Raw genomic sequence first — 24,259 nt, 5'->3', positions numbered from 1 at the left:
GGCGGGAACGTCCGGTGGCGGCCCGTCGGATGCCGGGACCGTCCCACTGCAGCGGTCGAGAAGAGCGGGACGGCCCGGCACCCGACGGAGATCAGGAACCGTGGGCCGCGATCGCCTTGCGGTACATGCCGGTGACCGTGGCGCGGCCCTTGGGCGGAACGGTGGCCAGGTACTGCACCAGGACGGTCGTGTCCATCCGCGTCCTGGCGGACGCCGCCGGGGCCAGCCCGGTGAGATCACCGCTCACCGCCAGCCTGCCCCGTTTCGCGGCGGAATACGCCTCGTTCTGCTTCACGACGTACCAGACCAGCGCGCCGCGATCCTTCGTGCGCAGCGCGTACACCGCGTACGGCGCCGCCGAGAACTTCGAGGACAGCGTGACGCCGCGGTTCGCCAGCGCCTGCTCGCCCTGCTTCAGGGCGTTGTAGGTCTCGCTGGTCTTCGGGCCCTTCGCCAGCGCCGACGCCCCCGGCGCCGACGTGCCGCCGCTCAGCACCGCCGCGTGCGCGGCGGGCAGCCGGGCGGGCGCGATCGGCAGCCCCTTGTCGCCGGCGTCGACCGGGGTGGCGTACCCGTCCGGGTCGAGCGCCACCTTGCTCAGCGCCGCGTCCGCCGGGTAGGGGTCGGCCGCGAGCAGCCACGGCGCCCCCGCCTTGGCCTGCGTGAACAGCATCGCGTGCCGGAGGGTCTGCTTGCCCTTGCCGGTGATCGCGTCGGCGGCGAACCAGTGCGGGTACCCGCGCAGCCGCGGGATGTAGAACACCGGATGCGTGAACTTCAGCGCCGGCGGCCGCTGCCGGATCGTCCGCCGCAGCTTCAGCGCGGCCTCGTCCATGGACAGCTGCGGATCGGCCTCGATGCCGGGCAGTTCCCTGCCGTCCAGCCGCTTGCCCGCCCGGTTCACCGCGGTGGTGTAGGCGGCCAGCACCTGCCCGGCCTGCTGTTTGGTCAGCGCGGGCGGGCCCACTCCGGCCGAGGACGTGTTGTCGTCGCACCCGGCTGCGGCCAGCGCGGCGCCGGCCAGCAGGACGGCCGGCAGAACCGTGGACGTGACGATGCGTGCGGGCATGCAGCCCCCCGTGGTGGAGTCGGTGATCCGGTCCACGGAAGATAATCGCAGAGTGACTGCACGGTCACTCACCGAATCCGGAAAGTCGCACGCGGACCTCACCCCGGAGACACCCGGAGACGGGAGGCGGGAGGCGGGCGCGCGGGCGCCGGCCGCGCGGCAGGTCCCGGAAAGGGCCGCCTCAGGCCGGTTCCGGTTCCGGTTCCGGTTCCGCGAGGGTCAGGCGGAGGTCTCCTGCTGGCGCATCCAGCGGATCTCGGCCTCGATGAACTCGTCGATGTCGCCGTCCAGCACCGCGGTCGGGTTGCCGACCTCGACGCCGGTCCGCAGGTCCTTGACGATCTGGTACGGGTGCAGCACGTAGTTGCGGATCTGCGTGCCCCAGCTGCTGGTGCCCTCACCGCGCAGCGCGGACATCTTCTCCGCCTCCTCCTGCCGCTTGCGCTCCAGCAGCTTGGCCTGCAGCACGTTCATCGCCGTGGCCTTGTTCTGCAGCTGGCTGCGCTCGTTCTGGCAGGACACCACGATGCCGGTCGGGATGTGGGTGATCCGGACCGCCGAGTCGGTGGTGTTGACGCCCTGGCCGCCCGGCCCGGACGACCGGTACACGTCCACCCGCAGGTCGCTCTCGTCGATGTCGACGTGGTCGCTCTGCTCCACCACCGGGACGACGTCCAGGCCCGCGAACGAGGTCTGCCGCCGGGCCGCGTTGTCGAACGGGGAGATCCGCACCAGCCGGTGCGTGCCGTGCTCCCCGCGCAGCGTCCCGTACGCGTAGGGGGCCTTCACGGTGAACGTCGTCGACTTGATCCCCGCCTCTTCGGCGAAGGACGTCTCGTAGATCTCCGTGGGGTAGCCGTGCCGCTCGGCCCAGCGCAGGTACATCCGCTGCAGCTGCTGCGCCCAGTCGGCCGCGTCCACGCCGCCGGCCTGCGCGTTGATGGTGACGAGCGCCTCCCGGGCGTCGTACTCGCCCGACATCAGCGTGCGGACCTCGAGCTGCTGGATCGCCTTGTGCAGCGCGGCCAGCTCCTCGTCGGCCTCCGCGCGCGTGTCGGCGTCGTCCATCTCCTGCGCCATCTCGTACAGGGTGGCGGCGTCGTCGAGCCGCTGCCGCAGCCCCTCGACCCGGCCCAGCTCGCTCTCCAGGTACGACAGCCGGCGCGTCACCGACTGGGCGCGCTCCTGGTCGTTCCACAGATCGGGGTCGGCCGACTGCTCGCGCAGCTCGGCGATGTCACGCCGCATGCCGTCGAGGTCCAGCACCTGCTCGATGCCCGCGAGGGTCGAGCCGAGCTCCTTGAGCTGCTCTTCCGGTTCGATGCCTGCCACGGTTCGAGCTTATCGCCGTGCGGGCAGTGCCCGGACGCCCGCGGATACGCTGCGGATGGCAGAATCACGGGCCGGAGGGCCGGGCCGGGGACGGCCCGGCGACGCGTCGGTGCCGGGGGGCGGTAGTTGCGTAGGATCGCGCGGGCGGTGGCGGCCGCCGTGCTGCTGGTGACGCCCCTCATGGCCGCGGGCTGCGGCGGCGGCGACAAGCCGCGCGCGCGCCCCACCCCGGTCATGCCGTCGACCACCCCGCCGCAGCCGGTCCCGCTGACCCCGGACGTCGCGAGCAAGGCGTTCCAGACCTATATCACCGACGAGGACGTGGCCCGCGCCGCCGCCGACGAGCGGCTGGCGCTGACCTGGACGTCCGACGGGCAGTCCCTGCTCACCGCCGCCGAGTTCCGCAAGGCGGCCTTCGACGGCGACCCGGTGCGCCGCTTCTCCTATGGCAAGCCGACGCTGTACGTGCCGAAGCTGAAGGCCGACGCTTACCCGCAGTGGTTCGTCGCGTCCGTGGACCGGTCCGTCCCGGGGGAGAAGAAGAGCAAGGAGACCGCGCTGATGGGGTTCATCCTGCGCGGCCCGTCCGACGACTGGCACCTCACGCTGGCGACGCTGCTCGCGCCCAAGGCCGAGCTGCCGAAGATCCAGCTCGATCCGGACGGCTACGCCGAGGCGCTGAGCGCGGACGACTCCAAGGTCCTGATCCGCCCCCGCGACGTCGGCGGGATCCAGGCGACCATGGCCGCCGAGGGCGCCGCGAGCGTCGCCGCCAAGGTCATGAAGACCGGTCCGCTGACGTCCGGCTACTACCAGCAGACCAAGCGCGCCAAGAAGAAGGCCAAGGATCAGGACCTCACCCTCACCGTCGTCTACACGGCCACGCCTTATCCCTACTTCGGGCTGCGGACGAAGAGCGGCGGGGGGCTGATCCTGTACTCGCTGTTCCGCAACAACGCGCTCGTCGGGCCGGGGACGGCCGGGGCGAAGCCGGAGATCCCCAAGGAGGCCGAGCACCTGCTGGACGGCACCGTCGAGGGCGACGAGATCGACACCACGGCGACGTTCCAGTTCGCCGCCTACGACCCGCCCCGTGCCAAGAACGGCAAGCCGCAGCCCAAGGCCGAGCTGGTGGCCGACGACGGGGCGATCTCCAAGGCCGCCACCCCGCCCATCAAGAAGCCCTGAGGCGCAGGAAGCTCTCAGCGCCTTACGAAGCTCTGAGCGCCTTATGAAGCTTTGAGGCGCGCCCTAACGGGACATGGCGTCAGCCGTAGACGCGCTGGAGGACGAGGGCGGCGAACAGCAGGCCCACCAGGACGGCCAGGACCACGGCCGGAGGGACGGAAGGTCCGTGGTGGTGCAGCTCCGCGCGCGCGGCGCGGCAGGTGGGGCAGCGTCCCTCGACCACCGGATTCGAGCACCGAGCGCAGATCAGATGTTCGCAGCTCATGTCGTGGGCCCCATTCTCCGTGAACGGTACGTGGCTCCGTGCGGGGATAAGGTCGATCGTCGACCGATTAGGTATCTTTCGCCATCATCCAGCGTAGCCGGACTGTATGGTCGTTCCGGCAAGTCCGGGAGCTTGACGGCATGAAACGGCCGGACGTCGGGAGACGGTACATGACACAGCACGGACAGGTCGGGGCCCCGCGGGGCGCCGCCCGCGCCGTCGTCCCGTCCGCGCGCGACACGCCGTTGAACGCGGCGGGCCCCGGGCGTTCCCACCCCACGGAGCGGGACGAGGTAGTTGACTGTCCCCTCTACACTGCTCGAAGGTTCCACGGCCCCCCTGGTCGCGGAGCCGGGCGGCGCAGGTCGCGGCACGCGGACGGCCAGTCCGCGGCAGGCGGCCGGGCCGCTCCCCAACCCCTAGACTGAACCGCCGTGATGCAGCCGTGATCAATTTCGACAACGTCACCAAGGTCTACCCGAGCCAGAACCGCCCCGCCCTCCAGCATGTGAACGTCGGCATCGAGAAGGGCGAGTTCCTGTTCCTGGTGGGCCCGTCGGGGTCCGGGAAGTCGACCTTCCTGCGCCTCATCCTCAAGGAGGAGCGCCCGTCCCAGGGTCACGTGCACGTGGCGGGCAAGGACCTGAGCCGTCTGAGCAACTGGAAGGTGCCGCACCTGCGCCGCAGGATCGGCTGCGTCTTCCAGGACTTCCGGCTGCTCCCCAACAAGAACGTCTTCGAGAACGTCGCGTTCGCCCTCGAGGTGATCGGCAAGCCGCGGCGGTTCATCGGCAAGGTCGTCCCCGAGGTCATCGACCTCGTCGGCCTGGAGGGCAAGGCCCACCGGATGCCGGACGAGCTGTCCGGCGGCGAGCAGCAGCGCGTCGCGATCGCGCGGGCGTTCGTCAACCGGCCGATGATCCTGCTGGCGGACGAGCCGACGGGGAACATCGACCCCGCCACCTCGATCGGCATCATGAAGGTGCTGGACCGGATCAACCGGACCGGCACCACCGTCGTCATGGCCACCCACGACGCCGCCATCGTCGACGCGTTCCGCAAGCGCGTCGTCGAGCTGGAGGACGGGCGGGTCGTCCGCGACCAGTCCCGCGGCGTGTACGGCCAGGCGTACTGACCCGGGCCCGGCGCACCGGCCGGCACGAGCCCCATCGACCACGGCCCGACGGGCCACCGCCGCGGACCCCTCCAGCGGCGGCTCCATCTGAACCGACGGTTCCCACCGGGCGTACGACTCAGGCAGAGGGGACGCCCGTTCCGGGCCCGCCAGCGGCGGACCCGTGCCGGCGGCGGACACAGGCGATCAAGGACAGCGAGGCATGCGCGTACAGTTCGTTATGCAGGAGATCTGGATCGGTCTCCGCCGGAACCTGACGATGACGATCTCCCTGGTCATCACCGTCGCCATCGCCATGGCGCTCTTCGGCACCGGACTGCTGCTGCGCCAGCAGGTGGCCGCGTCCAAGGACTACTGGTACGACAAGATCGAGGTCTCGATCTTCCTGTGCGCGAAGACCAGTTCCAACGCCAACTGCCAGAAGCAGGACGTCACCGACCAGCAGCGGTCCGAGATCAAGGCGCAGCTGCAGAAGATGCCGCAGGTCTCCAACGTCCAGTACGAGAACAAGCAGGAGGCGTTCGCGCGGTTCAAGGACCGCTTCGCCGGGTCGCCGGGGTTCGTGCAGAGCACCCGTGAGGGCGACATCCCCGACTCGTTCCGGGTGAAGCTGAAGAACCCGGAGGAGTACAAACCGGTGGCGCAGGCGATGCTGGGGCATCCCGGCGTCGACACGGTGATCAACGAGCAGCAGATCCTGAAGAAGTTCTTCAAGATCCTGAACGGGCTGCAGGCGGCGGCGCTCGGCATCGCGCTGATCCAGGTGATCGCGTCGGTGCTGCTGGTCGGCAACACGGTCCGGCTGTCGGCGTTCAACCGGCGCCGGGAGACCGGCATCATGCGGCTGGTCGGCGCGTCGAACACCTATATCCAGCTGCCCTTCATCCTGGAGGGCGCGATCGCGGGCCTGATCGGCGGGGTGTTCGCCTCGGTGCTGCTGGTGATCAGCAAGAAGCTGCTGATCGACCGGCTGGCCGGGACGGTGCAACTGGTCAGCCAGCTCGGCTGGTTCCAGGTGATCATGGTGATCATCGTGTCGATCTGCTTCGGCGTGCTGCTGTGTGCCGCGTCGTCGTTCCTGACCCTGCGCAGATACCTGAAGATCTAGCCGTACGCACGATCCGGCCGAACGCGTCCGGCGGAGCGGCGGAGGGCGGCGCGGCCGCGGTTTTACACTTGCCGTCATGTCCGCCCCCGGCCGCCTGCTGCGCGGCGCCGCCGTCGCCACCGCGATCCTGTGCGCCTACGGTCTCGGCGTGCTGAGCGGCGAGGGACGTCCGGACCGCCGCGCGGCCGCGGGCGGGTCGGTGCTGGACGAGGCCGCCGCGAAGATCGGCAGCCGGGCCGCGCACCCGGTCGGCCGCGGCGAGCTCGACCGGGCCGCCATCGAGGGCATGCTCCGCGGCCTCGGCGACAGGTGGGCCCGCTACTACCCGGCCGCCCGGTACGACGACATGGAGGGCCGCCTGAACGGCCGCTACAGCGGCGTGGGGATCTGGCTCGGCAGCGCCGACGGCGACCCGCGGGTGCGGGTCGCGAGCGTCCAGCCCGGCACCGCCGCCGCCCGCGCCGGCGTCCTCGCCGGCGACGTCGTGACCGCGGTCGGCGGCACCCCGGTCGCCGGCTGGGACGTGACGCGCGTCGGCACGGCGCTGCGCGGACGTCCCGGCGCCGCCGTCGAACTCACCGTGCTGCGCGGGCGTCGGACAGAGGAGTTCCACCTCGTCCGCACGCCCGTCTCCGGAGGCGACGTCACCGTGACCGACCTGCCAGGGCACGTCCGGCTGATCCGGGTCGGCGCCTTCACCCGCGGCACCGGACGGCAGGTCCGCGACGCGGTGACCGGGCGGTCGCCGCGGGGCGCCCCGACCGGCGGGATCATGCTCGACCTGCGCGGCGACCCCGGCGGCCTGCTGGACGAGGCGGTCGAGACGGCGTCGGCGTTCCTGCCCGGCGGCCTCGTCGTGACCTACGAGCCGCGCGGCGGGCCCGTCCAGCGGCGCACGGTCACCGCGCCGGGCGACGCGCGGACCCCGCTGGTCGTGCTGGTCGACGCCGGGACCGCCAGCGCCGCCGAGGTGGTCGCCGGATCCCTGCGCGACCGGGACCGCGCGGTGATCATAGGATCGCGTACGTACGGGAAGGGCTCGGTGCAGGAGTCGGTCCGGCTGGCCGACGGATCGGCGATCGAGCTGACCGTGGGTCGCTACCGCACCCCGGGCGGCCGTAACCTCGACGGGGTCGGGATCGAACCCGACGTGGCGGTCTCCGCCGACCGCCCTCCCTCAGTGGCCGAGCAGCGCGGCCGGAGCGTGCTGCGCGGCCTGCTCGCGACGACGCCGGACAAGGACTGATCACAGTGCCACGCGACACAGGGCGCAAGCTCATCGCCCAGAACAAGCGTGCCCGCTACGACTACCACATCGACGACACGTGGGAGGCGGGCATGGTGCTGATGGGCACCGAGGTCAAGGCGCTGCGCGCCGGCCGCGCCTCGCTCGCCGACGGCTACGCCCACGTGATGGACGGCGAGGTGTGGCTGGAGAACGTGCACATCCCCGAGTACACGCAGGGCACCTGGACCAACCACGCCCCGCGCCGCCGCCGCAAGCTGCTGCTGCACCGGCGCGAGATCGGCAAGATCATCGCCAAGTCGTCCGAGCCGGGCTGGACACTGATCCCGCTGGCGCTGTACTTCAAGGACGGTAAGGCCAAGGTCGAGATCGGCCTGGCCCGTGGTAAGAAGGCCTACGACAAACGCCAGGCCATCGCCAAGCGGGAAGCCGACCGGGAGATGCAGAAGGCGGCGGCCGCCCGGTTCAGGAGACGGTAAGGGTGTCGATGACCAACCGAGGCCGAGCCGCCCGCGCGTCGAGGCGGCTTCCGCGCGGGAGCCGGACCGTGCGCCGCCGCGCCGTCTCGCTGGCGGCCTGCGGGGCCCTCGTCGCGACGATGACGACGGGCTGCTGGGCGGAGCCGTCCGCGATGCCCGCCGTCCGCGACTTCCTGATCGCCTGGCAGGTCGGCAACTACCCGGCCGCCGCGAAGAAGACCATCGGCACCGACCGCAAGGCGGTCGCGTCCGCGCTCGGCGCCGTCCGCGCCCAGCTCGACGCGGCGTCGCTGCGGCTGTCGCTCGGTGTGTCCGGCGACCAGGGCCGCGTCGACGACGCCAAGGTCAAGGCGATCGCCAAGAACGGCGACGACGCCGACGCGCGGTTCTCGGTGAAGGTCGACCTCGGCGAGAACGGGCAGCCCTGGGAGTACCTCGGCCACATGCACCTGCGCCGCATCGGCGGCAAGTGGAAGGTCGTCTGGAACCCCTCGATCATCAACCCGCAGCTCGGCCCGGGGCAGCGCCTCGCCGTCGTGTCGGACGTCCCGGCCCGCGCCCCGATCAAGGACTCCACCGGCCGCACCGTGCTGCACAAGGTGCCCACCTACAACATCGGCGTCGTCCCCGGGCACCTCGCCGACCCGCAGCGCACCGTCGAGCAGATCACCAAGGCCGCCAAGTTCGACGGCGGCCGGCGGCTGGACTCCGAGCGGCTGCTCGGCCGGGTCCGCTCCGCCCCGCCGCAGAAGTTCCTGTCGCTGCTGACCCTGCGGTACCCCGAGCAGAGGCCGCTCGCCAACCGGCTCATCCAGATCCCCGGCGTGCGGAACGAGCCGATCGAGACCGCGAGCGCGCCCGACTACGCGCCGGAACTGGTCGGCAACCTCGGCCCGGCCACCGCGGACCTGCTCCAGCAGGTCGGCGCCCCCTACCAGCCGGGCGACACCATCGGCGTCAGCGGCATCCAGCTGCTCCAGCAGCGCCGGCTCGCCGGGACGCCCACCGTCAGCGTCGTCGCGCAGGACCCCGCCGGCCGTACCACCCAGGTGCTGAAGAAGTGGGACGGGCTGCCGCCGCAGGAGATCTCCACCACCCTCGTCCCCCGCACCCAGCGCCGCGCCGACGCCGCCCTCAAGGACCTGCCCTACCCGGCGTCCCTGGTCGCGGTGCAGCCGAGCACCGGCCAGGTCGTCGCGGTCGCCAACCACGGGACCGGCGGCGAGAACCGCGCCTTCGACGCGCACTACCCGGCCGGCATGGCGTTCGGGGTCGTGTCCGCCGAGGCCCTCTTCGCGCGCGCCGGGATGGACCCGAAGACCAAGACGAGCTGCCCGGCGAGCGTGACCGTCGGCGGCAAGACGTTCACGAACAAGGCGCACCCCGACGCGCCGTTCTCCACCCAGTTCGCGCTCGGCTGCAGGACCACCCTTGCGCAGCTCAGCACCAAGCTGGACGCGCGCGGCCTGCAGGCCGAGGCGGCGCAGCTCGGGATCGGCCGGGGATGGACCGCGTCCGTCCCCGCGTTCACCGGCTCGCTGCCCGCGATGAACGGCGACGGCGCCAAGGCCGCCGCGATGGTCGGCGAAGGCGTCCAGGCGAGCCCCCTCGCCCTGGCGCTGGTGGCCGGCGCCGCCCGGACGGGCGTCTGGCGGTCCCCGTACGTCCTCAGCAACCCGGCCAAAGCCGCGGACGTCCCGTCCCAGGTCCTGCCGGCGGAGCCCCTCTCCGGGCTGCAGAGCGTGCTCGGCCGCAGCGTCTCCGGCTCCGCCGGCGTCGCCCACGCCGCGGACGTCGGCGGTTCGGTCCTCGGCACCGCGGCCCTCGCGCAGGACACCGTCAACGGCCGGAGCAGGACGGTGTCCTGGTTCGTCGGCGGGGGCAACGACCTCGCGTTCGCCATCGCGATCGAAGGGTCGGCGTCCGCGTCCGCGGTCGCCGCCGAGTTCCTGCGCGGGGCGCCCGCCAAGACCACCAAGACGACCGGCCGTACCGCAGGCTGACGGCCCGCCGCCACGGCTTTGTGAACCCTTTACGCGGAAGGCGCAACCAACCGGGTGCTGGACGGCGTCTTCCCTGGTGACCGAGGAACCGCTTGGGGGGTTGCGGGACTCGGTCGCAGTGATGAGACCAGAGCCTCGTCTCGGGGGAGGCTCTGCCGTCCGGACCGGCCTGACCCTGCCGGTCGACCCCGGTGGCGCGACTCGGTCGCGCCACCGGGGTTCCTGCATGTCCGGGCCCTGCCCGGGAATGACGTTGCTCCGGCGGGCGTTATCCTTGTAACGTCATCGTGCGGACGTCCTGCGGCGGCCGCTTTGACAACTCAACATGGGGGTGACCGGCTTCGACTTCGGTCGTTCGAGCCAGGGGAAGCGGGTCGAGGGTTGCTGTCGTGACCTCGTTAATCCTGTGACAGCAAACCAATAACTGCCAACAAGAAGCAGTCCGAGTTCGCCCTCGCCGCCTGAGCGAGGAGCGAACTCTGTCAGCCCGGTAGCGTCTCCGAACCGGGGTCTGGCATCGTAAGGAGACTCCACCTACCAGTCCGGTCGCGGGGCCGGTAGGGAAAACCAACAGCGACTGAGTCCGTCGGCGACACGCCTGCGTGAGCGCCGGGACTGAGAAAGCGATAAGCAGGCTGCGCCCGGAGAAGCCCTAGCTCTTCACCGAAGGACGCGGGTTCGATTCCCGCCACCTCCACCATGCTCACGGCCCGATCGGAACCTTCTGTTCCGGTCGGGCCGTTCGCGTCCGTCCAGGGCCGTGCATGTCAGGTAGCCCTTCACCGACGGGCACTTGGCAGGTTTCAGGGTGCCTGTCATCCTGGGCTTCCAGAGCCAAGCGATGGGGCGACGTGACATGGCCGCCGACGGTTCTTCTGGTCTGCCTCTGCCCGGTGCCGACACGCTCCGGGAACTGCTGAGACTTCTGGACGGGGAGCTTCCCGGTGCCGTCGAACTGCGTCACAGGCTCCACGGCGTCCCGGAACTCGGATTGCGGGAGCACGCCACGGCCGCGCTCGTTGACGCCGCTCTTCCCGTCCCGGGACGGGGCTTCGCCGGAACGGGACGGCTGGTGTCGGTCGGCGACCCGGCTCTCGACGCGGTCTGGGTGCGGGCCGAACTCGACGGCTTGGAGATCAGGGAACGCACCGGGGTCCCGTACGCCGCCACCGGCGAGACCATGCACGCCTGCGGCCACGACGTCCATCTCGCGGCGCTGGTCGCTCTGGTGCGCGCCGCCCACCGGATGCGCGACGCTCTGCCGGCCAGGCTCACCGCGGTCTTCCAGCCCAGCGAGGAGCGCCATCCCTCCGGGGCGCTCGCGCTCGTCCAGGAGCCGGAACTGACGGCCGGCGTACGAGCCGCGATCGCGGCGCACGTTCATCCGGAGCTGCCCTGGGGAGGCGTCGGGATCGAGCCGGGAGCCGTCAACGCCGCCGCCGACGCCGTGCACATCGTGATCGAGGGCGCGGGCGGCCATGCCGCCTACCCCCACCAGGCCGCCGATCCGGTGCTGGCGCTGGCGCACCTCGTGGTCGGGCTGAACGGGCTGGTCGGACGGCGGGTGGACCCGACCAGGGCGGCGACGCTGACGGTCGGGAGCATCCGGGCGGGCTCGGCGGAGAACATCATCCCCGACCATGCGGAGGCCAGGCTCACCTTCCGCGCGCTCGACGAGCGCGACCAGGACAGGCTGCGGGACGCGGTGACGCGGATGACGTCCCACATCGCCGGCGCGCACGGCTGCACGGCCGCGATGACGTTCCCCAAGACCGAACCCGCGCTCGTCAACGACGAGGGCCTGGCGCGGGCCGCTCGGTCCCTGGCCGCCGGCACCGGTTTCCGGCTCGCCCCTCCGTGGCGCTCCTGCGGTGGCGATGACTTCGCGCACTACCGGACCGTCTGCCCGGCACTCATGATCTTCGTGGGGCTCCGCGGCGCGCCGGGATTCGAGCCGGTCCCGCTGCACCAGCCCGACTTCCTGCCGCCCGACGAGGCCGTGGCCGCCACGGCCCGGGCACTGGCCCTCGGCTACGTCGCCGGGACGGCGGCCGCCCCGGTGCCCTGAGCGGGGCACCGGAAGGCCATGACCTTGAAGAACGGCATGGAGCCGATCGACCGCTCGCCCACCGGGACCAGGCCGTTCTCGGCGGCGACCTCCCTGAGCTCCTCACACGAGAAAGCGCCGATCATGTCGGGATTCCCGCTGATGAACCCGTTGGCGTAGTCGTCCGTCAGGCCATGCGCGATCATGGCGTCGCGCCATTGCCTGGCGGCGTCCTCCGACGTCATCCCCGAGCTCTCGTCGATGCCGAAGGAGTCGGAGAAGACCAGGCTCCCGCCTGGCCTCAGCCTGCGCAGGCATTCCTTGAAGAAGGTGTCCGCGCTCGCCCGCCCGGCATCGCGATCGAGCATGAAATGCGTCACCAGGGAGCCGAAGATGACATCGTGGCGCAGATCATCGCGCACACCCTGCCAGGCGATCTGCTTGAGCAGGTGAACCCGCGCGTTCACGTCGTCGCCCAAGTACTCCCGGGCGATGTTGTGCATCTGCTCGGCACGGTCCACCGCGTAGTAGTGGCCGACCGGCGGAAGGTCGCCGAGGGCTTCGGAGGGCTCGCTGAGATGCTTGATCCAAGGCAGGATCAACGCGGTGAGGCTGCCGGTTCCGTGGCCGATCTCCAGCAGGTCCACGGGCTTTCCGGTGCCCTGCCGGATATGCAGGATCTCGCGGGCCACCGCCGCAGCGCATTCGGAGATGAGCTCGTTGTAGAGCGGTATCCAGCAGCGAACGTGCTGGTCGTACCGGTCGAAATAGGCCGGTGGCCGCCGCTCGGTCTGCTGGTTCCAGGCCAGGTCCCATTGGCCGATCCGGTGCTTGCCGAGCCATTTGCGCTTCAGGGTCACGAAGTCGTCGGCCGACTCGAACCGGACCGCGCCCTCCACCACCGCGTTGTAGAACACCCGCGCGTTCTCGCAGCGGTGCTCGTCGTGTTCCACGATGAACACCTCCTGCTCGCCCGAATCCCGGCTCCGGCGGTAGCCGCCGAAGGTGGCGTCGTCCTCGATGAGCAGCAGGTTCAGGCCGACCGTCTCGGTGCTGAACGGATGCCGGGCACGCGGGTCGATGTCGTCCTTGGTGGCGACGAAGATCTTGTAGTCCTTGTGCCGCAGGAGCTCCTTGCGCCAGGTGTCGATGTACCGGGACAGCTCCGCCTCGCGCTCGAAGAACAGCCGCCAGTCGACGAGGAAGACCCGCTCGCCCACCGGGGTGGTCAGGTCCGGCTTGCTGGACCTCCAGAACGGCTCGATGTCGTCGGTGAGGTCGGCGATCGCCTTGACGCGGACGCCGGCCCGCTTCTGCAGGGCGTTGAACATCCGCACGTAGTAGTCGGGATGCGCGGTGATGATCGACTGCCCGCCCTCGCGGATCCCGCCCGCCATCGCCTTGAGCAGCCCGTCCATCAGGTGCAGGTGGGCGTGATCGCCGGGATAGGTGTCCAGTATCTGCTGCACGCAGTGGTGGAACTCGGCCCTTGCCCGGCGCAGGTCCCGGTGTCCCGGGCTGAGCACGCCGCTCTCCAGCGTGTCCAGCAGCCTGCGCAGATCCGCTTCGAACCGCTTGAAGTTCGCTTCCCAGCTCGCGTCCTTCGGGTACTGCAGGTACTTGGGCGCCCCGAAGTCCTCGGGAAGCGCGTCGGTGCCCTCCTGCTTCAGGATGATGACCGGGATGTCGGCACGCCGCGCGAAACCGACCTCGAACGCCAGATTGGGGCGACCGGACGAGCCCTCCAGGATCACCAGGTCGCACTGGTGCAGCTGGTTCTCTATTTCCGCGCCGATATTGCGGATATGTTGCTGCTGACTCCAGTCGTAGACAACGTATTCGCGCTCGCCGAGCTGCTTTCGCACCATATCGAGCGCCTTGTTCAGTGCGCTCTCCTCGGAGACCTGCTGGGACCAGGCGAGAAAGACTCTGGTGCGATCCAAGGCTCTTCCTGCCTTTCGGTTCGGCGCCGGGGCGTGCGACACGATATGCCATGTCCGTTCGGCGTTACCAGCGTACCGCGATATCTCATTTCCCGGCAGCGTACGAATTGATCACGAACCGGTCGAATGCCGCCCGGCCGTACGCCGAAGAACGCGCCGAGCCCGGTGGCCAGACCAGCCTGACGGGGATGCCTCGCCGCCGGGCCTCGTCGACCACCTCCGCCGTACCGCCCCGTCCCCGCGCAGGCCGGCCGTCCCAGACCGCGATGAGTTCGTCCACCGCCTCCAGCATGACGAGGTTCGCCGCCTCATGGGCGTGAGACGTGGATTCGGCGAAGGGGAGCCGGCGTGTTCGGGCGGCCGCGCCGAGCAGCCGGTCGTAGAGCTCCCTCGCCGTCGCCGGGAGGGCACGGCGGCGGTCCGCGGCGCAGACCACGGCCTCCAGCGTGCCGCCGAGTTCGAGGACGACGCGCGCGAAGATCTGGTCGGCGCCCTCCGCGAGGCAGGAGACCCCCACCAGCCCTGGGGCGTGCGAACCGAGCAGATCCCGGATCCACGCCTCCACCGCGAGAGCGGACCGTGCGGTCAGGTCCCGGTGGCCGGTCACGGCGATGCGCATGCCGTCACCGTCCTTCCGCCGTCGCGTCCCGCCCGGCCGGCCTCAACTGTGCGATGCCCACCAGAGAGTGTGCTCACGGGAGATCGCCTCCTCCGCCTCGTCGACGAAGTGCGCCCACTCCGCTTCGGTCTCGGGCCAGTCCACGCGCGAGGCGATGTCGGCCAGTTCCTGGGCGGCGACCGCATAGGCGCTGGCCAGCTGATGATGCTGCCGGGTCTGCAGCCAGGCCACGCCGGCGGCGGCGAGCCCGCCGGCCACCCCCGCCAGGTCGATGTTGATCACCTGCGCCGCCTTCAGCACCGCGCAGACGAGCCCGATGGCCTCCACGACGGCCAGCACGACCGACCACCGGGCGGCCCTCCGCTCATTCAGCAGCGCTCGGGAGGCGTACCAGGACCGCTGGTCGTTGATCCGGCCCATCGTGTAGGCGTGCCGCCTCTCGTCCAGCGACATCGCCCTCACCTGCCGCATCGCGCCGGTGATCTGCAGGCCGCCTTCCGGTGGCGGCGCCACGACGACGCCCCGGAGAGCGTCGGTGATGCTGCCGAACCGGCGCAAGAGCAGTTCGTCGGCGTGATGCCCGTCTTCGCTTCCCCGCGTGAAGGGGCGCCCGCCCACCAGGTAGCGCCAGGCCAGCGACTTGACGGACTCCGCCATGGCGCGGGCCGCGTACCAGTGCCGGTCAGGCCGGACGGTCAGCAGATAGACCTCCGTCACCAGTGCCACGATCAGCGCGGTGGCGGCGCCGAAGGCGGCGAGGTCCACGTGGCCGCTCTTGAGGCTCAGGGCGCCGAAGACCGCCGCCGAGACGAGCGCGACCAGCCTGACCCCGGTCGCCGTGAGAAGTCTCTGCTGCCCCACCTGCGCATGGCGATCGGCGGCCAGGAACGACGCCGGGAACTCCGTCTCAGAAATCGGATCCACATACCGATAGGAAGCCAACGACGGTCATCTGTCTACGGAAAACCTGACGTTTACCGCAGAAGTGACGCGTGGGGCGCCAGGACACATGAAGTTCACAGGGGAGCACTCTGTCCGAAACGTTCCAAAATGAAGATCGTCGGCGCATCGACGGAACGATCTTCATGTGGGGAGATGCGCCTTGGCACAGATCCAGCGGACGCGGCACGGGCAGACGCGCAGGAGCTTCCTGCGCGCGGTGGGCGTGACGGGCGGTGCCGGCACGATGTTCGCGGCCATGGGGGCGCTCGGCCTCGCACCGGCCGAGGCCACCGCGGCCACGCCGCCCTTCCGGCCCCTCAGCCCCGCCGACTTCCACCTCACCGGGCGCAGCGCCGCCAGCGTCGTCATCCTCGGCGGCGGCATCGCCGGCCTCGTCTCCGCCTACGAACTCGGCAAGGCCGGATACCGCTGCACGATCCTGGAACCCCGCGACCGGACGGGCGGCCGCAACTTCACGGTGCGCGGCGGCACCGCGCAGACCGACCTGTTCGGCAACAAGCAGGTCGCCCGTTTCAGCGAAGGGCAGTACCTCAACGCGGGTCCCGCGAGGCTCGCCCAGTGGATGGTCACGCTCGACTACTGCAGGGAACTCGGCGTCCCGATCGAGGTGTTCACCAACGTCAATGCCGACGCCTACATCTACAACGAGTCCTCCGGCATGAAGCCCGGGCACCCCATGCGCTACCGGACGGCCAAGGCGGACGTCTACGGGTACGTGAGCGAGCTGCTCGCCAAGGCCACCGGCAGCGGCGCCCTGGACGCCGAGCTGACCGGCGACGACCGCGCCGCGCTGCTGTCGTTCCTGGAGGACTGGGGCCAGATCGGCGGCAAGTCCGACGGCTATGCCTACAAGGGCGGCACCAACCGCGGCTTCTCCGCCTACCCCGGCGCGGCCGGCCAGCCCGGCACGCCGCTGGGCTCGGTTCCCGACGTCTCCGACGTGTTCGCGTCCGCCGTCGGCCGCTACTTCTCCTTCGAGTTCGAGTACGACCAGGCGATGCTGATGTTCCAGCCGGTCGGCGGCATGGACCAGATCCCCAGGGCGCTGACGCGCGCCATCGGCGCCGGCAAGGTCAAGCTGGGCTGCGCCGCCTCCCGCCTCGTGCAGCGGCCGGACGGCGTGACCGTCCACTACACCGACGCCGCGGGCCGCCAGAAGACCCTGGACGCCGACTACTGCATCGCCGCGATGCCCCCGCACCTGCTGGCCGGGCTCCCGCACAACCTCGGCGACGACGTCCAGACGGCCCTGCGGGCCATCACCCCCGCCTCCGCCAGCAAGATCGGACTGGAGTACCGCAGCCGGTGGTGGGAGACCGACCACCGCATCTACGGCGGCATCACCGAGACCGACCTCGACCTCACGCATGTCTGGCACCCCTCCCACGGCTTCCACGAGAGGCGGGGCGTCATCGTCGGCTACTACAACTACGACGAGACCGCCGACAAGTACGGCAAGATGACCCCGCGACAGCGCCAGGACCGTGCCGTCGCCCTCGGCGAACGCATCTACGGCGCCAAGTACCGGACGGAACTCGCCTCCTCCTTCTCCCAGTCATGGCGCTACATCCCGCACATCGAAGGCGCCTGGCACAACCTCCCCGGCTGGACCCCCGACGCCCCCGTCCTCAAGCCGCTGACCGCGCCCACCGGCCGCGTCCTCTACGCCGGCGACTGGCTCTCCTACATGGACGCCTGGCAGCACGGCGCCATCCTCTCCGCCCGCCAGGCCGTCACCGCCCTCCACACCCGCGCGTTGGCACACTGACCATCTCTCTCGGAACTCGGAATCGCAGAGCGTTGGCCGGGCCCGGCCCGGATGCCTCCCGGCCGGGCTTGCGCCGGTCCCGGCCGCCCCGCCCCGCCCCGGGTTCCGGGGGAGGGCGAGGGCGAAGTGCCCGGGGTGGCGTAGATTTCGCGGGTGAGCGCGGAGCTGACGGTGGGCACTCGCGTCCTGTTGCGGCGGGTGCGGGCGGAGGACGAGTCCCGGTTCCTCGAACTGGTGAAGGCGAGCACGGCGCTGCACGGGCCGTGGGTCTCGCTGCCGCGGTCCGCGGAGGAGTTCGCGGCGTACCTCGCGCGGTTCGACGAGGCGACCGCGGTGGGAATGGTCGTCTGCCTGCGCGACGGCGGGGACCTCGCGGGCATGGTCAACATCAACGAGATCGTCCGCGGGTCGTACCAGCGGGGTGTGCTGGGCTATGCGGCGTTCCTGCCGCACGCCGGACGGGGCTACATGACCGAGGGCGTCGCGCTGGCCGTCTGGTACGCCTTCGAACGGCTGGGACTGCACCGGGTGGAGGCCGACATCCAGCCGGGGAACGCCGGGTCCCTGCGGCTGGTGGAGCGGCTCGGCTTCCGCCGGGAGGGGTTCTCGCCCGCGTACATCAAGATCGGCGGTGCGTGGCGGGACCATGAGCGGTGGGCCTTGACGAACGACAGTTGATCGCGTTTATTGATCATGTAAGCCCGATATACCAGTACAAAATACAAGCGCAGCGCCGCGTCTTGGTCTCACCTAGGAGGTCGGCAAGCGTGGGCGTCCGCAGGGACGAACCCGGCCGGGAGATCGAGTGGCCGGGGGCTCTGGACGTGCGCGCGCTCCTGGAACGCGGCTGGCGGCCGACCCCGATCCGCGACTTCATCCTCAAGGTGCACAGCAGGTGCAACCTCGCCTGCGACTACTGCTACATGTACGAGATGGCCGACCAGGGCTGGCGGCGGCAGCCCCGGCGGATGTCGCGGCAGGTCGTCGGGTGGGCGGCGGAGCGCATCGCCGAGCACGCCCGGATGAACCTGCTCCCCGAGGTCGAGGTCGTCCTGCACGGCGGCGAACCGCTCCTCGCGGGCGTCGAGCACCTGCGGCACGCCGTCGAGACGATCCGCGCCGCCTGCGACCCCGACGTGCGCGCCGGCTTCAGCGTCCAGACCAACGGCGTCCTGCTCGACGAGATGTTCCTCGACCTGTTCGCCGAGCACGGCGTCAGCGTGGGCGTGAGCATGGACGGCGACGAGGAGGGCCACGACCGGCACCGGCGGCGCGCGAACGGGCGAGGCAGCTACCAGGACGTCCGGACGGGCCTGGAGCGGCTGACCGAACCCCGGTACCGGCATCTGTTCGGCGGCCTGCTCAGCACGATCGAGCTGCGCAACGACCCGATCGCCACCTACGAGGCGCTGCTGGAGTTCGGGCCCCCGGAGATGGACTTCCTGCTCCCGCACGGGAACTGGGACACCCCGCCTCCGGGCCGCCACCCGGACGAGTCGACGCCGTACGGGGACTGGCTCATCGCCATCTTCGACCGCTGGTACGAACACGAGGCCGACCAGGTGCGGATCCGGCTGTTCAGCGAGATCATCCGGCTGCTGTTCGGACGCATGTCCGCCAGCGAGGCGGTGGGACTGTCCCCGGTGGCCGTCGCCGTGGTGGAGACCAACGGCGAGATCGAACAGGTCGACTCGCTGAAGTCCGTCTACGACGGAGCCGCGGGCACCCGGCTGCACGTGTCCCGCGACCCGTTCGACACCGTGCTGTCGCTGCCGTCCGTCGCCGCCCGGCAGATCGGCCGCCAGGCGCTGTCGGCGCAGTGCCTGGCCTGCGACGCGCACGAGGTGTGCGGCGCGGGCCTCTACCCGCACCGCTACAAGTCGGGCACCGGATTCCGGAACCCGTCGGTGTACTGCCGTGACCTGCTGAAACTCATCACCCACATCCGCGACGTCCTCAGCCGCGACCTGGCGGCGCTGAGAGCGGAGCCGGCGGTCACCGTCGGGTGACCGCCGGCCCGGCGGCCGCCTGCTAGATCGGCGGCGGGTCGAAGTCCGCGTCGAGCCTGCGTCCCTCCAGGAAGACCTGGGCGTCCGGGTGCTCCAGCGTGAGGGTGTGGCGGTAGCCCTGCTCGGTCTCGGCGAACAGCTCGTCGGCCTCCTCGTCCTGGCCGAGGGCGCGCAGGTTGGCCACGGTGTTCGCGGCGGCCGACAGCGTCAGCGGGTGCTCGTCGCCCAGCAGAGCGCGCAGCCGACGCATCGTGCCGGAGCAGAGCTTGTGCGCCGACTCCATCTCACCCAGTTCCGCGAGGTCGCTGGACAGGTTGAGCGCCACGGTGAGGGAGTAGTGGTGATCGCGCGTCAGCTTGAACTCCAGGCCCGCCAGCGCCTTCTCGTTCGTCTTGCGAGCCTGGGCCACGTCGCCGGTGACCCGCTGCAGGATCGCCAGGTTCCCCGAGCAGGCGTGGTAGTACGGGTGCTCGGGCGGGTAAACGCGCGGATAGCGGCGGACGGTGTCCTCGGCGAGGGTCAGCGCCTCCTGGAACTCGCCCATCGTGCGGCGGATGTTCGCCAGGCAGGTCGCGGCCGCCAGGGTGTCCGGGTGGCCGATGCCGAAGGCCCGGACGTAGCGCTGATGGACGTCCTCCCCGACTTCCAGAGCCCGGTCGTAGTCACCTGCCCGGCGCCACGCGATGGACAGGTCCTTGCCGGTGCGCAGCGTCCAAGAATGGTCGGGCCCCAGGCTCTCGATGCTGAACGCATAAGCGTCCTCGCCGAGGTCGCAGGCCTCCGAGAAGTCCCCGCTCAGCCGCACCGCCCGCGCCAGCCCTGTGTAGATGTTGACATAGGCGCTCGGGTCCGTGGCCTGGCCGCCGACCATGAGCACTTCTCGGAAGACGTTCTCGAGAAGGGTCCGGGCGCTCGCGTAGTCGCTCTGAAGTCCATAGTCGAGCGCGACGCTGTTGATGGCGCGCCACAGGGGAAAGCTCTTTTCGTTCGACTTGGCCTCGATCCGGCGCAGCGCCTCCTGGTCGCTTTCGAAGGCCTGCTGGAAGTCACCGCTCGACCGCAGGTCGGTGGCTCGCCCGCGCAGGGCGCGCAGCGTCGTGTCATGGTCGGGGCCGAGCGTCTTCTCGGCCACGTCCAGCGTCTGCAGGCCGCGCTCGGTGGCGTCCGGGTACTGGCCGAGTTCGCGGAGGAGGTTGCCCATTTCCACGTGGAGCCTGAGGACGTTCTCGTGGTCAGCGCCGGACGAGACGGTCCATTCCTCCAGGAAGGACTGCACGAAATTGCGCGCGGAGCCGTAGTCGCCGGACGTGTAGAGGTAGGTGATGAGGTCGAGGGAGAGATTGCGCACCACCGGGTCCTGGCATTGCGCGACTCCGGCCGGCTCGAAGTGGCCGAGGGCGTTCAGGTACTTCGGCCAGTTCGCCGCGTCGTTCGGGTCCGACCTGGTGTATTCGGCCAGGAGGAGGTGGACCTCGTGCCGGAGGCGCTCCTGCTCCGACTCCGACAATTCGTCGCGGACCAGCGCCTGGATCAGCCGGTGGACCTGAATGGTCCGGGCGGGGAGGTCGAGCCGCGCCAGAGCGAAGCGGCCCAGTTCGCCGATGGCCCGGCTCAGCCGGATGGGGTCGCCGATCAGGGCCGAAAGCCCCGGACTGAGGCCGGGCACCGCTTTGCTGACGGCGTCCCGCGGGATCGGCTCGGGACCGAAGAAAGCGCAATAGCGCAGGAGTTCCAGGGCCTCAGGCATCTTCTCTTCGAGACTGGCGACCGAAAGGGCCCATGCGGCCGTCATCGACACCGGGTATTCGGTCGGCTTTCCCTGGGAGAGCAGCTGGCTCGTGCGCTCGCCCAGAAGCTGCAGGTAGTCCGATACCGCGATACCGGTCTCCGCGTGAAGCGCACCCGCCTGCTCCAAAGCGAGCGGAAGGTCGCCCAGTTCCTCCGCGAGCCTGTCGGCGTTCTCCGCGCTGATGCCGCGGGGGACCCGGCGCGTGAGGAACTCGATGCTCTCCTCACGGGTGAAGACGTCGATCGGGACCGCGTCGACGACGCCCGCCCAGCGGTGGTTCCGCGAGGTGATCAGGACGTGGCCGGGACCCTGCGGGAGCGTCTCGGTCAGTTCCTCGGGCTCGTCGGCGTTGTCGAAGATCAGCAGCCAGTTGGTATAGGGCTCGCCGCGGCGCAGCGCGTCCAGGACGGCGTTGGCCGCGTCCTCGACACCGCTCACGGAGGCCGAGGGGAGGCCGAGGGGCTGCGCGAGGCTGGCGAGCGAGGAGCGCACCAGGACGGGCTGGTCGGCGGGGATCCACCACACGAGGTCGTATTCGGATCTGTACCGGTAGGCGTATTCGACCGCCATCTGGGTCTTGCCGACACCGCCGAGACCGTGCAGCGCGTGCGGAACGACCGCCGTGACCCGGTTGGCCAGGCCTCCGCGTAGTCGCTCGAGCAGATCCGTCCGGCCGGTGAAGTTCTTGTTCCTCGGAGGGACCTTGCCCCAGATCTGCGGTACGCGATCCGTGGCGAACGATGAATCCGGCTGTACGTTGGTCACTCGATCCCCCTGCGCCACGCCCGCGCCCCCACCGGACACGCCGCATCACGTCGTGGTCAAGTAATTCCGTCAATGAAGATAGTGTATTGAAGCTGCTCGTACCAGTCTGTGTCAGGTGACACACGGATCAGGAACGGATTTCGGACGTCTTCATCTCGATTGTGTTCGGTCCGGATGGCGGCGCCGTTCCGTCCTATGGCTTTGCGGGCGGCTTTCTGAGACCATGGCCGGGATAGCCGTGCCGTCGTGCGGCGGCGTGGATGCGGCTCTGCGGTGTCGACGTTGAAGGAGACACACACATGACGGAATCCCCCTTCCGCCCTCTGAACGAGCTTCCGGCCGCCGACCAGGCCGTTTCCATCCCACCCGGCCTCAAGCGGGCACTGGCGGAGGCATCCCTGCCGAACCCCGCCGGCCGCGGATTCGACAACAGGCTCCTCATGAGGCTCTCGAACGCCGAAGGCGGCCACGGCAACGGGCTCACCTTCGACAACAAGGTGTTCATCCGCGAGGCGGACTTCAGTGTCGAGCGGAGCGCCCTGCGCGGCGTTTGAGCCGGTGACCGCGGCCGAAGACCGTCCCGGCCGATCGGAACGGTGATGGGGAGAGGGCGTTCACCGCATTCGGCGCCGGGCGGAACGGCGGTGCGTTATTCTCGGCAGACCTGGGCATCTTGAATCCGATGTCGCCGCAGCTCTCCAGCGGATATCCGCTCCTGGGGACGGAACGATGATCGCGCCTTCTCATCCGCACGGACCGCATGCCAATGCCGGCCCTCGCGCGTTCGATGAGCGGGATCGGGAGGTCTTCCGCGGTAGGGAGCCGGAGGCGCGCGAGGTCCGGGAGAAGTGGGCGGAGAACCGGCTCACCGTGCTCCACGGCGCCGCCGGCGTCGGCAAGACCTCCCTGTTGCGCGCGGGCGTCCTGCCGGAGCTGCGGGAGCAGGGCGCGAACGTGCTGCCCGTCGCGCACATCGCGTACCGGCCGGCGTTCCCGGTGGCGGCGCTGCCGGAGTACAACCATTTCCGGCTCGCCGTACTCGCGTCGTGGTACGAGCGGGCGTCACCGGTGCAGATCTCTGAACTGCCGATCGGGACGTTCCTCCGCAAGCACCGCCGGGTGGACCGGTTCGGCAGCCGGCTTCCCGCGCTCGCCGCCATCGACGGGGTGGAAGGGCTGCTGCGGCCCTCGCCCCGGCATGAGCGGGACCGCCGCGAGCTCCTCGACGACCTGACGGCGGCCATGAAGGAGGAGCCGGACCTGCACCTGCTCCTGGTCGTCCGCGACGACGCGGTCGACGAGGCGCTCGAACTCGCCGGCCGGCTGGGGCAGGAGTCGCCGGCGACGTGCTCCCTGGAGCCGCTGACGCCCGAGGCGGCGCGCGAAGCGGCGGACGTGCTGTTGCGCACGGCCGGCCGGAGTAGCGGAGATCTTGCCGATGCGCTGGTACGGGAGTTGCGGACGGTCCGCATGGCGGGCGGTGTGCAGACCACCTCGCGGGTCGAGCCCGCGCTGCTCCGGCTCGTCTGCGCCCGCCTCTGGGAGGACCTGCCCGCGGATACCGAGATCTCAGCGGAGCGGCTGCGCGGCGAGGTCAACCGGGTCCTCGGGGAGTACTGCGCGCACAGCCTGGTCACGATCGCCGCTGACCAGAGTCTTCGGGCGGCGAACGTCCTGTCCTGGTTCCGCGGCGTGTTCGTCGGGCCGTGGGGGCGCGCGGGAGTTTCCGAGTCGCGGCTGTACGAGGACGTCCCCAAGGCGGTCGTCGACGCGGTGCAGGACAGTCACCTCATCCGAGCGCGCCTCCGTGACAAGGACCGGTGCTTCGAACTGCAGCATCCCCGGCTTATCGAGCCGATCGGGAAACTCGACGGCGGGGCGGTCCCCATCAGGCGGCCCGGGCCCTCGATACGGCTGCGCCAGGCGCGGCTGGCGCTTCTCGACGGCGATCCGGAACTCGCGCGGCGGCACGCGGAGGCGGCCGTCCGCGCCTGCGGCGAAGGCGACATGAAGGTCCTCGCCGCTGCGACCACCTTCCTCGGCGACATCGCTTACGAGCATGGGGACCCTCCGACGGCGATAGCGCGCTACAAAGAGGCCGCCACGATCTGCGAGGCCGTTCCGGACAACGCCGCGGTCGGCTGGCTCCTGGCCGCGGTCGGCCGGATCCTTCTGGCGAGCGACGCCGGTGAGGCCGTGCGGCAGCTCCAGGCCGCGGCGAGCCGACTACCGCACGAACTGTCGATCCAGACGGCGCTCGGGCAGGCCCTCTGGCGGTCCGGGCGGACGCGTGCCGCCCGCGCGGTGTTCGAGGACGTCCTCGGCCACGACAGCCGCAATCGCGAGGCCCTCATCGCCAAGCGCGCCATGACCGGGACGGCATGACCATCGCGCCGCACGGCCGTGCCGTGTGAGGTTTACGAGGCCTTCGTCGAGGAACCGGGGCGGTATGAGGCGGGTGGCGGTCCGGCTCGCCGGCCGGCGGGTGACGCGGTGGTCAGGCTCCGTTCGCGCGGGTGATCGCGTTCTGG

Annotated in this window: 19 protein-coding genes and 1 other RNA gene; 13 read left to right on the top strand and 7 right to left on the bottom strand. The window is 70.5% G+C overall.

What is annotated here, in order from left to right; genetic code table 11:
• Positions 1 to 91: 91 nt before the first annotated feature.
• Both F9B16_RS18195 and prfB read right to left on the bottom strand, forming a co-directional pair.
• On the bottom strand, positions 92 to 1,069 hold the full coding sequence (locus F9B16_RS18195; protein WP_151541274.1) for a hypothetical protein: 978 nt from the start codon (positions 1,067 to 1,069) through the stop codon (positions 92 to 94).
• A gap of 219 nt (positions 1,070 to 1,288) precedes the next feature.
• Positions 1,289 to 2,401, bottom strand: a complete 1,113-nt coding sequence (gene prfB / locus F9B16_RS18190) for a peptide chain release factor 2 (RefSeq protein WP_151541273.1) — start codon at positions 2,399 to 2,401, stop codon at positions 1,289 to 1,291.
• Between the two features lie 147 nt (positions 2,402 to 2,548).
• Between prfB and F9B16_RS18185 the strand changes: the two genes are divergently transcribed.
• Positions 2,549 to 3,589 (top strand): hypothetical protein, encoded by a 1,041-nt coding sequence (locus tag F9B16_RS18185; protein ID WP_225991728.1) that lies wholly within the window; start codon positions 2,549 to 2,551, stop codon positions 3,587 to 3,589.
• A 79-nt stretch (positions 3,590 to 3,668) separates the two neighbouring features.
• On the opposite strand, the gene F9B16_RS18180 is transcribed toward F9B16_RS18185, so the two are convergent.
• Entirely contained in the window at positions 3,669 to 3,854 is a 186-nt protein-coding gene (locus tag F9B16_RS18180; protein ID WP_151541271.1) for a hypothetical protein, read from the bottom strand.
• Positions 3,855 to 4,299: 445 nt separating this feature from the next.
• Here F9B16_RS18180 and ftsE point away from each other — a divergent pair, with 445 nt between their 5' ends.
• From ftsE to F9B16_RS18145, 7 genes are all read left to right on the top strand, one after another.
• A complete protein-coding gene (ftsE, locus tag F9B16_RS18175) occupies positions 4,300 to 4,989 on the top strand; it encodes a cell division ATP-binding protein FtsE (RefSeq protein WP_151541270.1) in 690 nt (229 codons plus the stop codon).
• 202 nt (positions 4,990 to 5,191) lie between these two features.
• On the top strand, positions 5,192 to 6,097 hold the full coding sequence (ftsX, locus tag F9B16_RS18170) for a permease-like cell division protein FtsX (RefSeq protein WP_151541269.1): 906 nt from the start codon (positions 5,192 to 5,194) through the stop codon (positions 6,095 to 6,097).
• 76 nt (positions 6,098 to 6,173) lie between these two features.
• Positions 6,174 to 7,343, top strand: coding sequence for a S41 family peptidase (locus tag F9B16_RS18165; RefSeq protein ID WP_151541268.1), 1,170 nt, complete (start codon positions 6,174 to 6,176; stop codon positions 7,341 to 7,343).
• Positions 7,344 to 7,348: 5 nt separating this feature from the next.
• Positions 7,349 to 7,822, top strand: coding sequence for an SsrA-binding protein SmpB (smpB, locus tag F9B16_RS18160; protein WP_151541267.1), 474 nt, complete (start codon positions 7,349 to 7,351; stop codon positions 7,820 to 7,822).
• A 68-nt stretch (positions 7,823 to 7,890) separates the two neighbouring features.
• On the top strand, positions 7,891 to 9,825 hold the full coding sequence (locus tag F9B16_RS18155) for a penicillin-binding transpeptidase domain-containing protein (protein ID WP_225991727.1): 1,935 nt from the start codon (positions 7,891 to 7,893) through the stop codon (positions 9,823 to 9,825).
• Between the two features lie 327 nt (positions 9,826 to 10,152).
• Positions 10,153 to 10,525, top strand: a transfer-messenger RNA (tmRNA) gene (gene ssrA / locus F9B16_RS18150).
• Between the two features lie 141 nt (positions 10,526 to 10,666).
• A complete protein-coding gene (locus F9B16_RS18145) occupies positions 10,667 to 11,893 on the top strand; it encodes a M20 metallopeptidase family protein (RefSeq protein WP_151541266.1) in 1,227 nt (408 codons plus the stop codon).
• Here the strand turns inward: F9B16_RS18145 and F9B16_RS18140 are convergent.
• From F9B16_RS18140 to F9B16_RS18130, 3 genes are read right to left on the bottom strand one after another with little or no spacing between them, the layout of a single operon-like run.
• Positions 11,857 to 13,857 carry a class I SAM-dependent methyltransferase gene (locus F9B16_RS18140; RefSeq protein ID WP_151541265.1) on the bottom strand — a complete coding sequence of 667 codons (2,001 nt, stop codon included), beginning with the start codon at positions 13,855 to 13,857 and terminating at the stop codon, positions 11,857 to 11,859. The genes F9B16_RS18145 and F9B16_RS18140 overlap by 37 nt on opposite strands.
• Positions 13,858 to 13,900: 43 nt before the next feature.
• A complete protein-coding gene (locus tag F9B16_RS18135; RefSeq protein ID WP_151541264.1) occupies positions 13,901 to 14,434 on the bottom strand; it encodes a hypothetical protein in 534 nt (177 codons plus the stop codon).
• A 42-nt stretch (positions 14,435 to 14,476) separates the two neighbouring features.
• Positions 14,477 to 15,376 (bottom strand): DUF4231 domain-containing protein, encoded by a 900-nt coding sequence (locus tag F9B16_RS18130; RefSeq protein WP_151541263.1) that lies wholly within the window; start codon positions 15,374 to 15,376, stop codon positions 14,477 to 14,479.
• A gap of 160 nt (positions 15,377 to 15,536) precedes the next feature.
• On the opposite strand from F9B16_RS18130, the gene F9B16_RS18125 reads away from it, so the two are divergent.
• The 3 genes from F9B16_RS18125 to F9B16_RS18115 all read left to right on the top strand — a co-directional run bounded on the left by F9B16_RS18125 (position 15,537) and on the right by F9B16_RS18115 (position 19,174).
• A complete protein-coding gene (locus F9B16_RS18125; RefSeq protein ID WP_225991726.1) occupies positions 15,537 to 17,165 on the top strand; it encodes a flavin monoamine oxidase family protein in 1,629 nt (542 codons plus the stop codon).
• Positions 17,166 to 17,318: 153 nt separating this feature from the next.
• On the top strand, positions 17,319 to 17,843 hold the full coding sequence (locus F9B16_RS18120) for a GNAT family N-acetyltransferase (protein ID WP_225991725.1): 525 nt from the start codon (positions 17,319 to 17,321) through the stop codon (positions 17,841 to 17,843).
• Between the two features lie 89 nt (positions 17,844 to 17,932).
• A complete protein-coding gene (locus F9B16_RS18115) occupies positions 17,933 to 19,174 on the top strand; it encodes an FxsB family cyclophane-forming radical SAM/SPASM peptide maturase (RefSeq protein WP_225991724.1) in 1,242 nt (413 codons plus the stop codon).
• 22 nt (positions 19,175 to 19,196) lie between these two features.
• Here the strand turns inward: F9B16_RS18115 and fxsT are convergent, their stop codons facing one another.
• Positions 19,197 to 21,746: an FxSxx-COOH system tetratricopeptide repeat protein gene (gene fxsT, locus F9B16_RS18110; RefSeq protein WP_225991723.1), complete on the bottom strand. Its 2,550-nt coding sequence runs from the start codon at positions 21,744 to 21,746 to the stop codon at positions 19,197 to 19,199.
• Between the two features lie 281 nt (positions 21,747 to 22,027).
• Between fxsT and F9B16_RS18105 the strand changes: the two genes are divergently transcribed.
• Together F9B16_RS18105 and F9B16_RS18100 are read left to right on the top strand one after the other, a co-directional pair.
• Entirely contained in the window at positions 22,028 to 22,282 is a 255-nt protein-coding gene (locus tag F9B16_RS18105) for a hypothetical protein (protein ID WP_151541262.1), read from the top strand.
• Positions 22,283 to 22,457: 175 nt separating this feature from the next.
• Positions 22,458 to 24,113, top strand: a complete 1,656-nt coding sequence (locus F9B16_RS18100) for an nSTAND1 domain-containing NTPase (RefSeq protein ID WP_151541261.1) — start codon at positions 22,458 to 22,460, stop codon at positions 24,111 to 24,113.
• Positions 24,114 to 24,259 lie beyond the last annotated feature (146 nt).

Origin of the sequence: Actinomadura montaniterrae, assembly GCF_008923365.1 — a bacterium.
GTDB classification, from domain to species: Bacteria; Actinomycetota; Actinomycetes; order Streptosporangiales; family Streptosporangiaceae; genus Spirillospora; species Spirillospora montaniterrae.
The sequence above is the reverse complement of the archived record's forward strand: the minus strand, read 5'-3'. Positions and strand labels throughout refer to the sequence as shown.

Bases quoted from the DNA above. Each gene is read 5' to 3' on its own strand.
- F9B16_RS18195 (WP_151541274.1), bottom strand. From the start codon at position 1,069: ATGCCCGCACGCATCGTCACGTCCACGGTTCTGCCGGCCGTCCTGCTG.
- F9B16_RS18180 (WP_151541271.1), bottom strand. From the start codon at position 3,854: ATGAGCTGCGAACATCTGATCTGCGCTCGGTGCTCGAATCCGGTGGTC.
- ftsX (WP_151541269.1), top strand. From the start codon at position 5,192: ATGCGCGTACAGTTCGTTATGCAGGAGATCTGGATCGGTCTCCGCCGG.
- F9B16_RS18165 (WP_151541268.1), top strand. From the start codon at position 6,174: ATGTCCGCCCCCGGCCGCCTGCTGCGCGGCGCCGCCGTCGCCACCGCG.
- F9B16_RS18145 (WP_151541266.1), top strand. From the start codon at position 10,667: ATGGGGCGACGTGACATGGCCGCCGACGGTTCTTCTGGTCTGCCTCTG.
- F9B16_RS18135 (WP_151541264.1), bottom strand. From the start codon at position 14,434: ATGCGCATCGCCGTGACCGGCCACCGGGACCTGACCGCACGGTCCGCT.
- F9B16_RS18105 (WP_151541262.1), top strand. From the start codon at position 22,028: ATGACGGAATCCCCCTTCCGCCCTCTGAACGAGCTTCCGGCCGCCGAC.
- F9B16_RS18100 (WP_151541261.1), top strand. From the start codon at position 22,458: ATGATCGCGCCTTCTCATCCGCACGGACCGCATGCCAATGCCGGCCCT.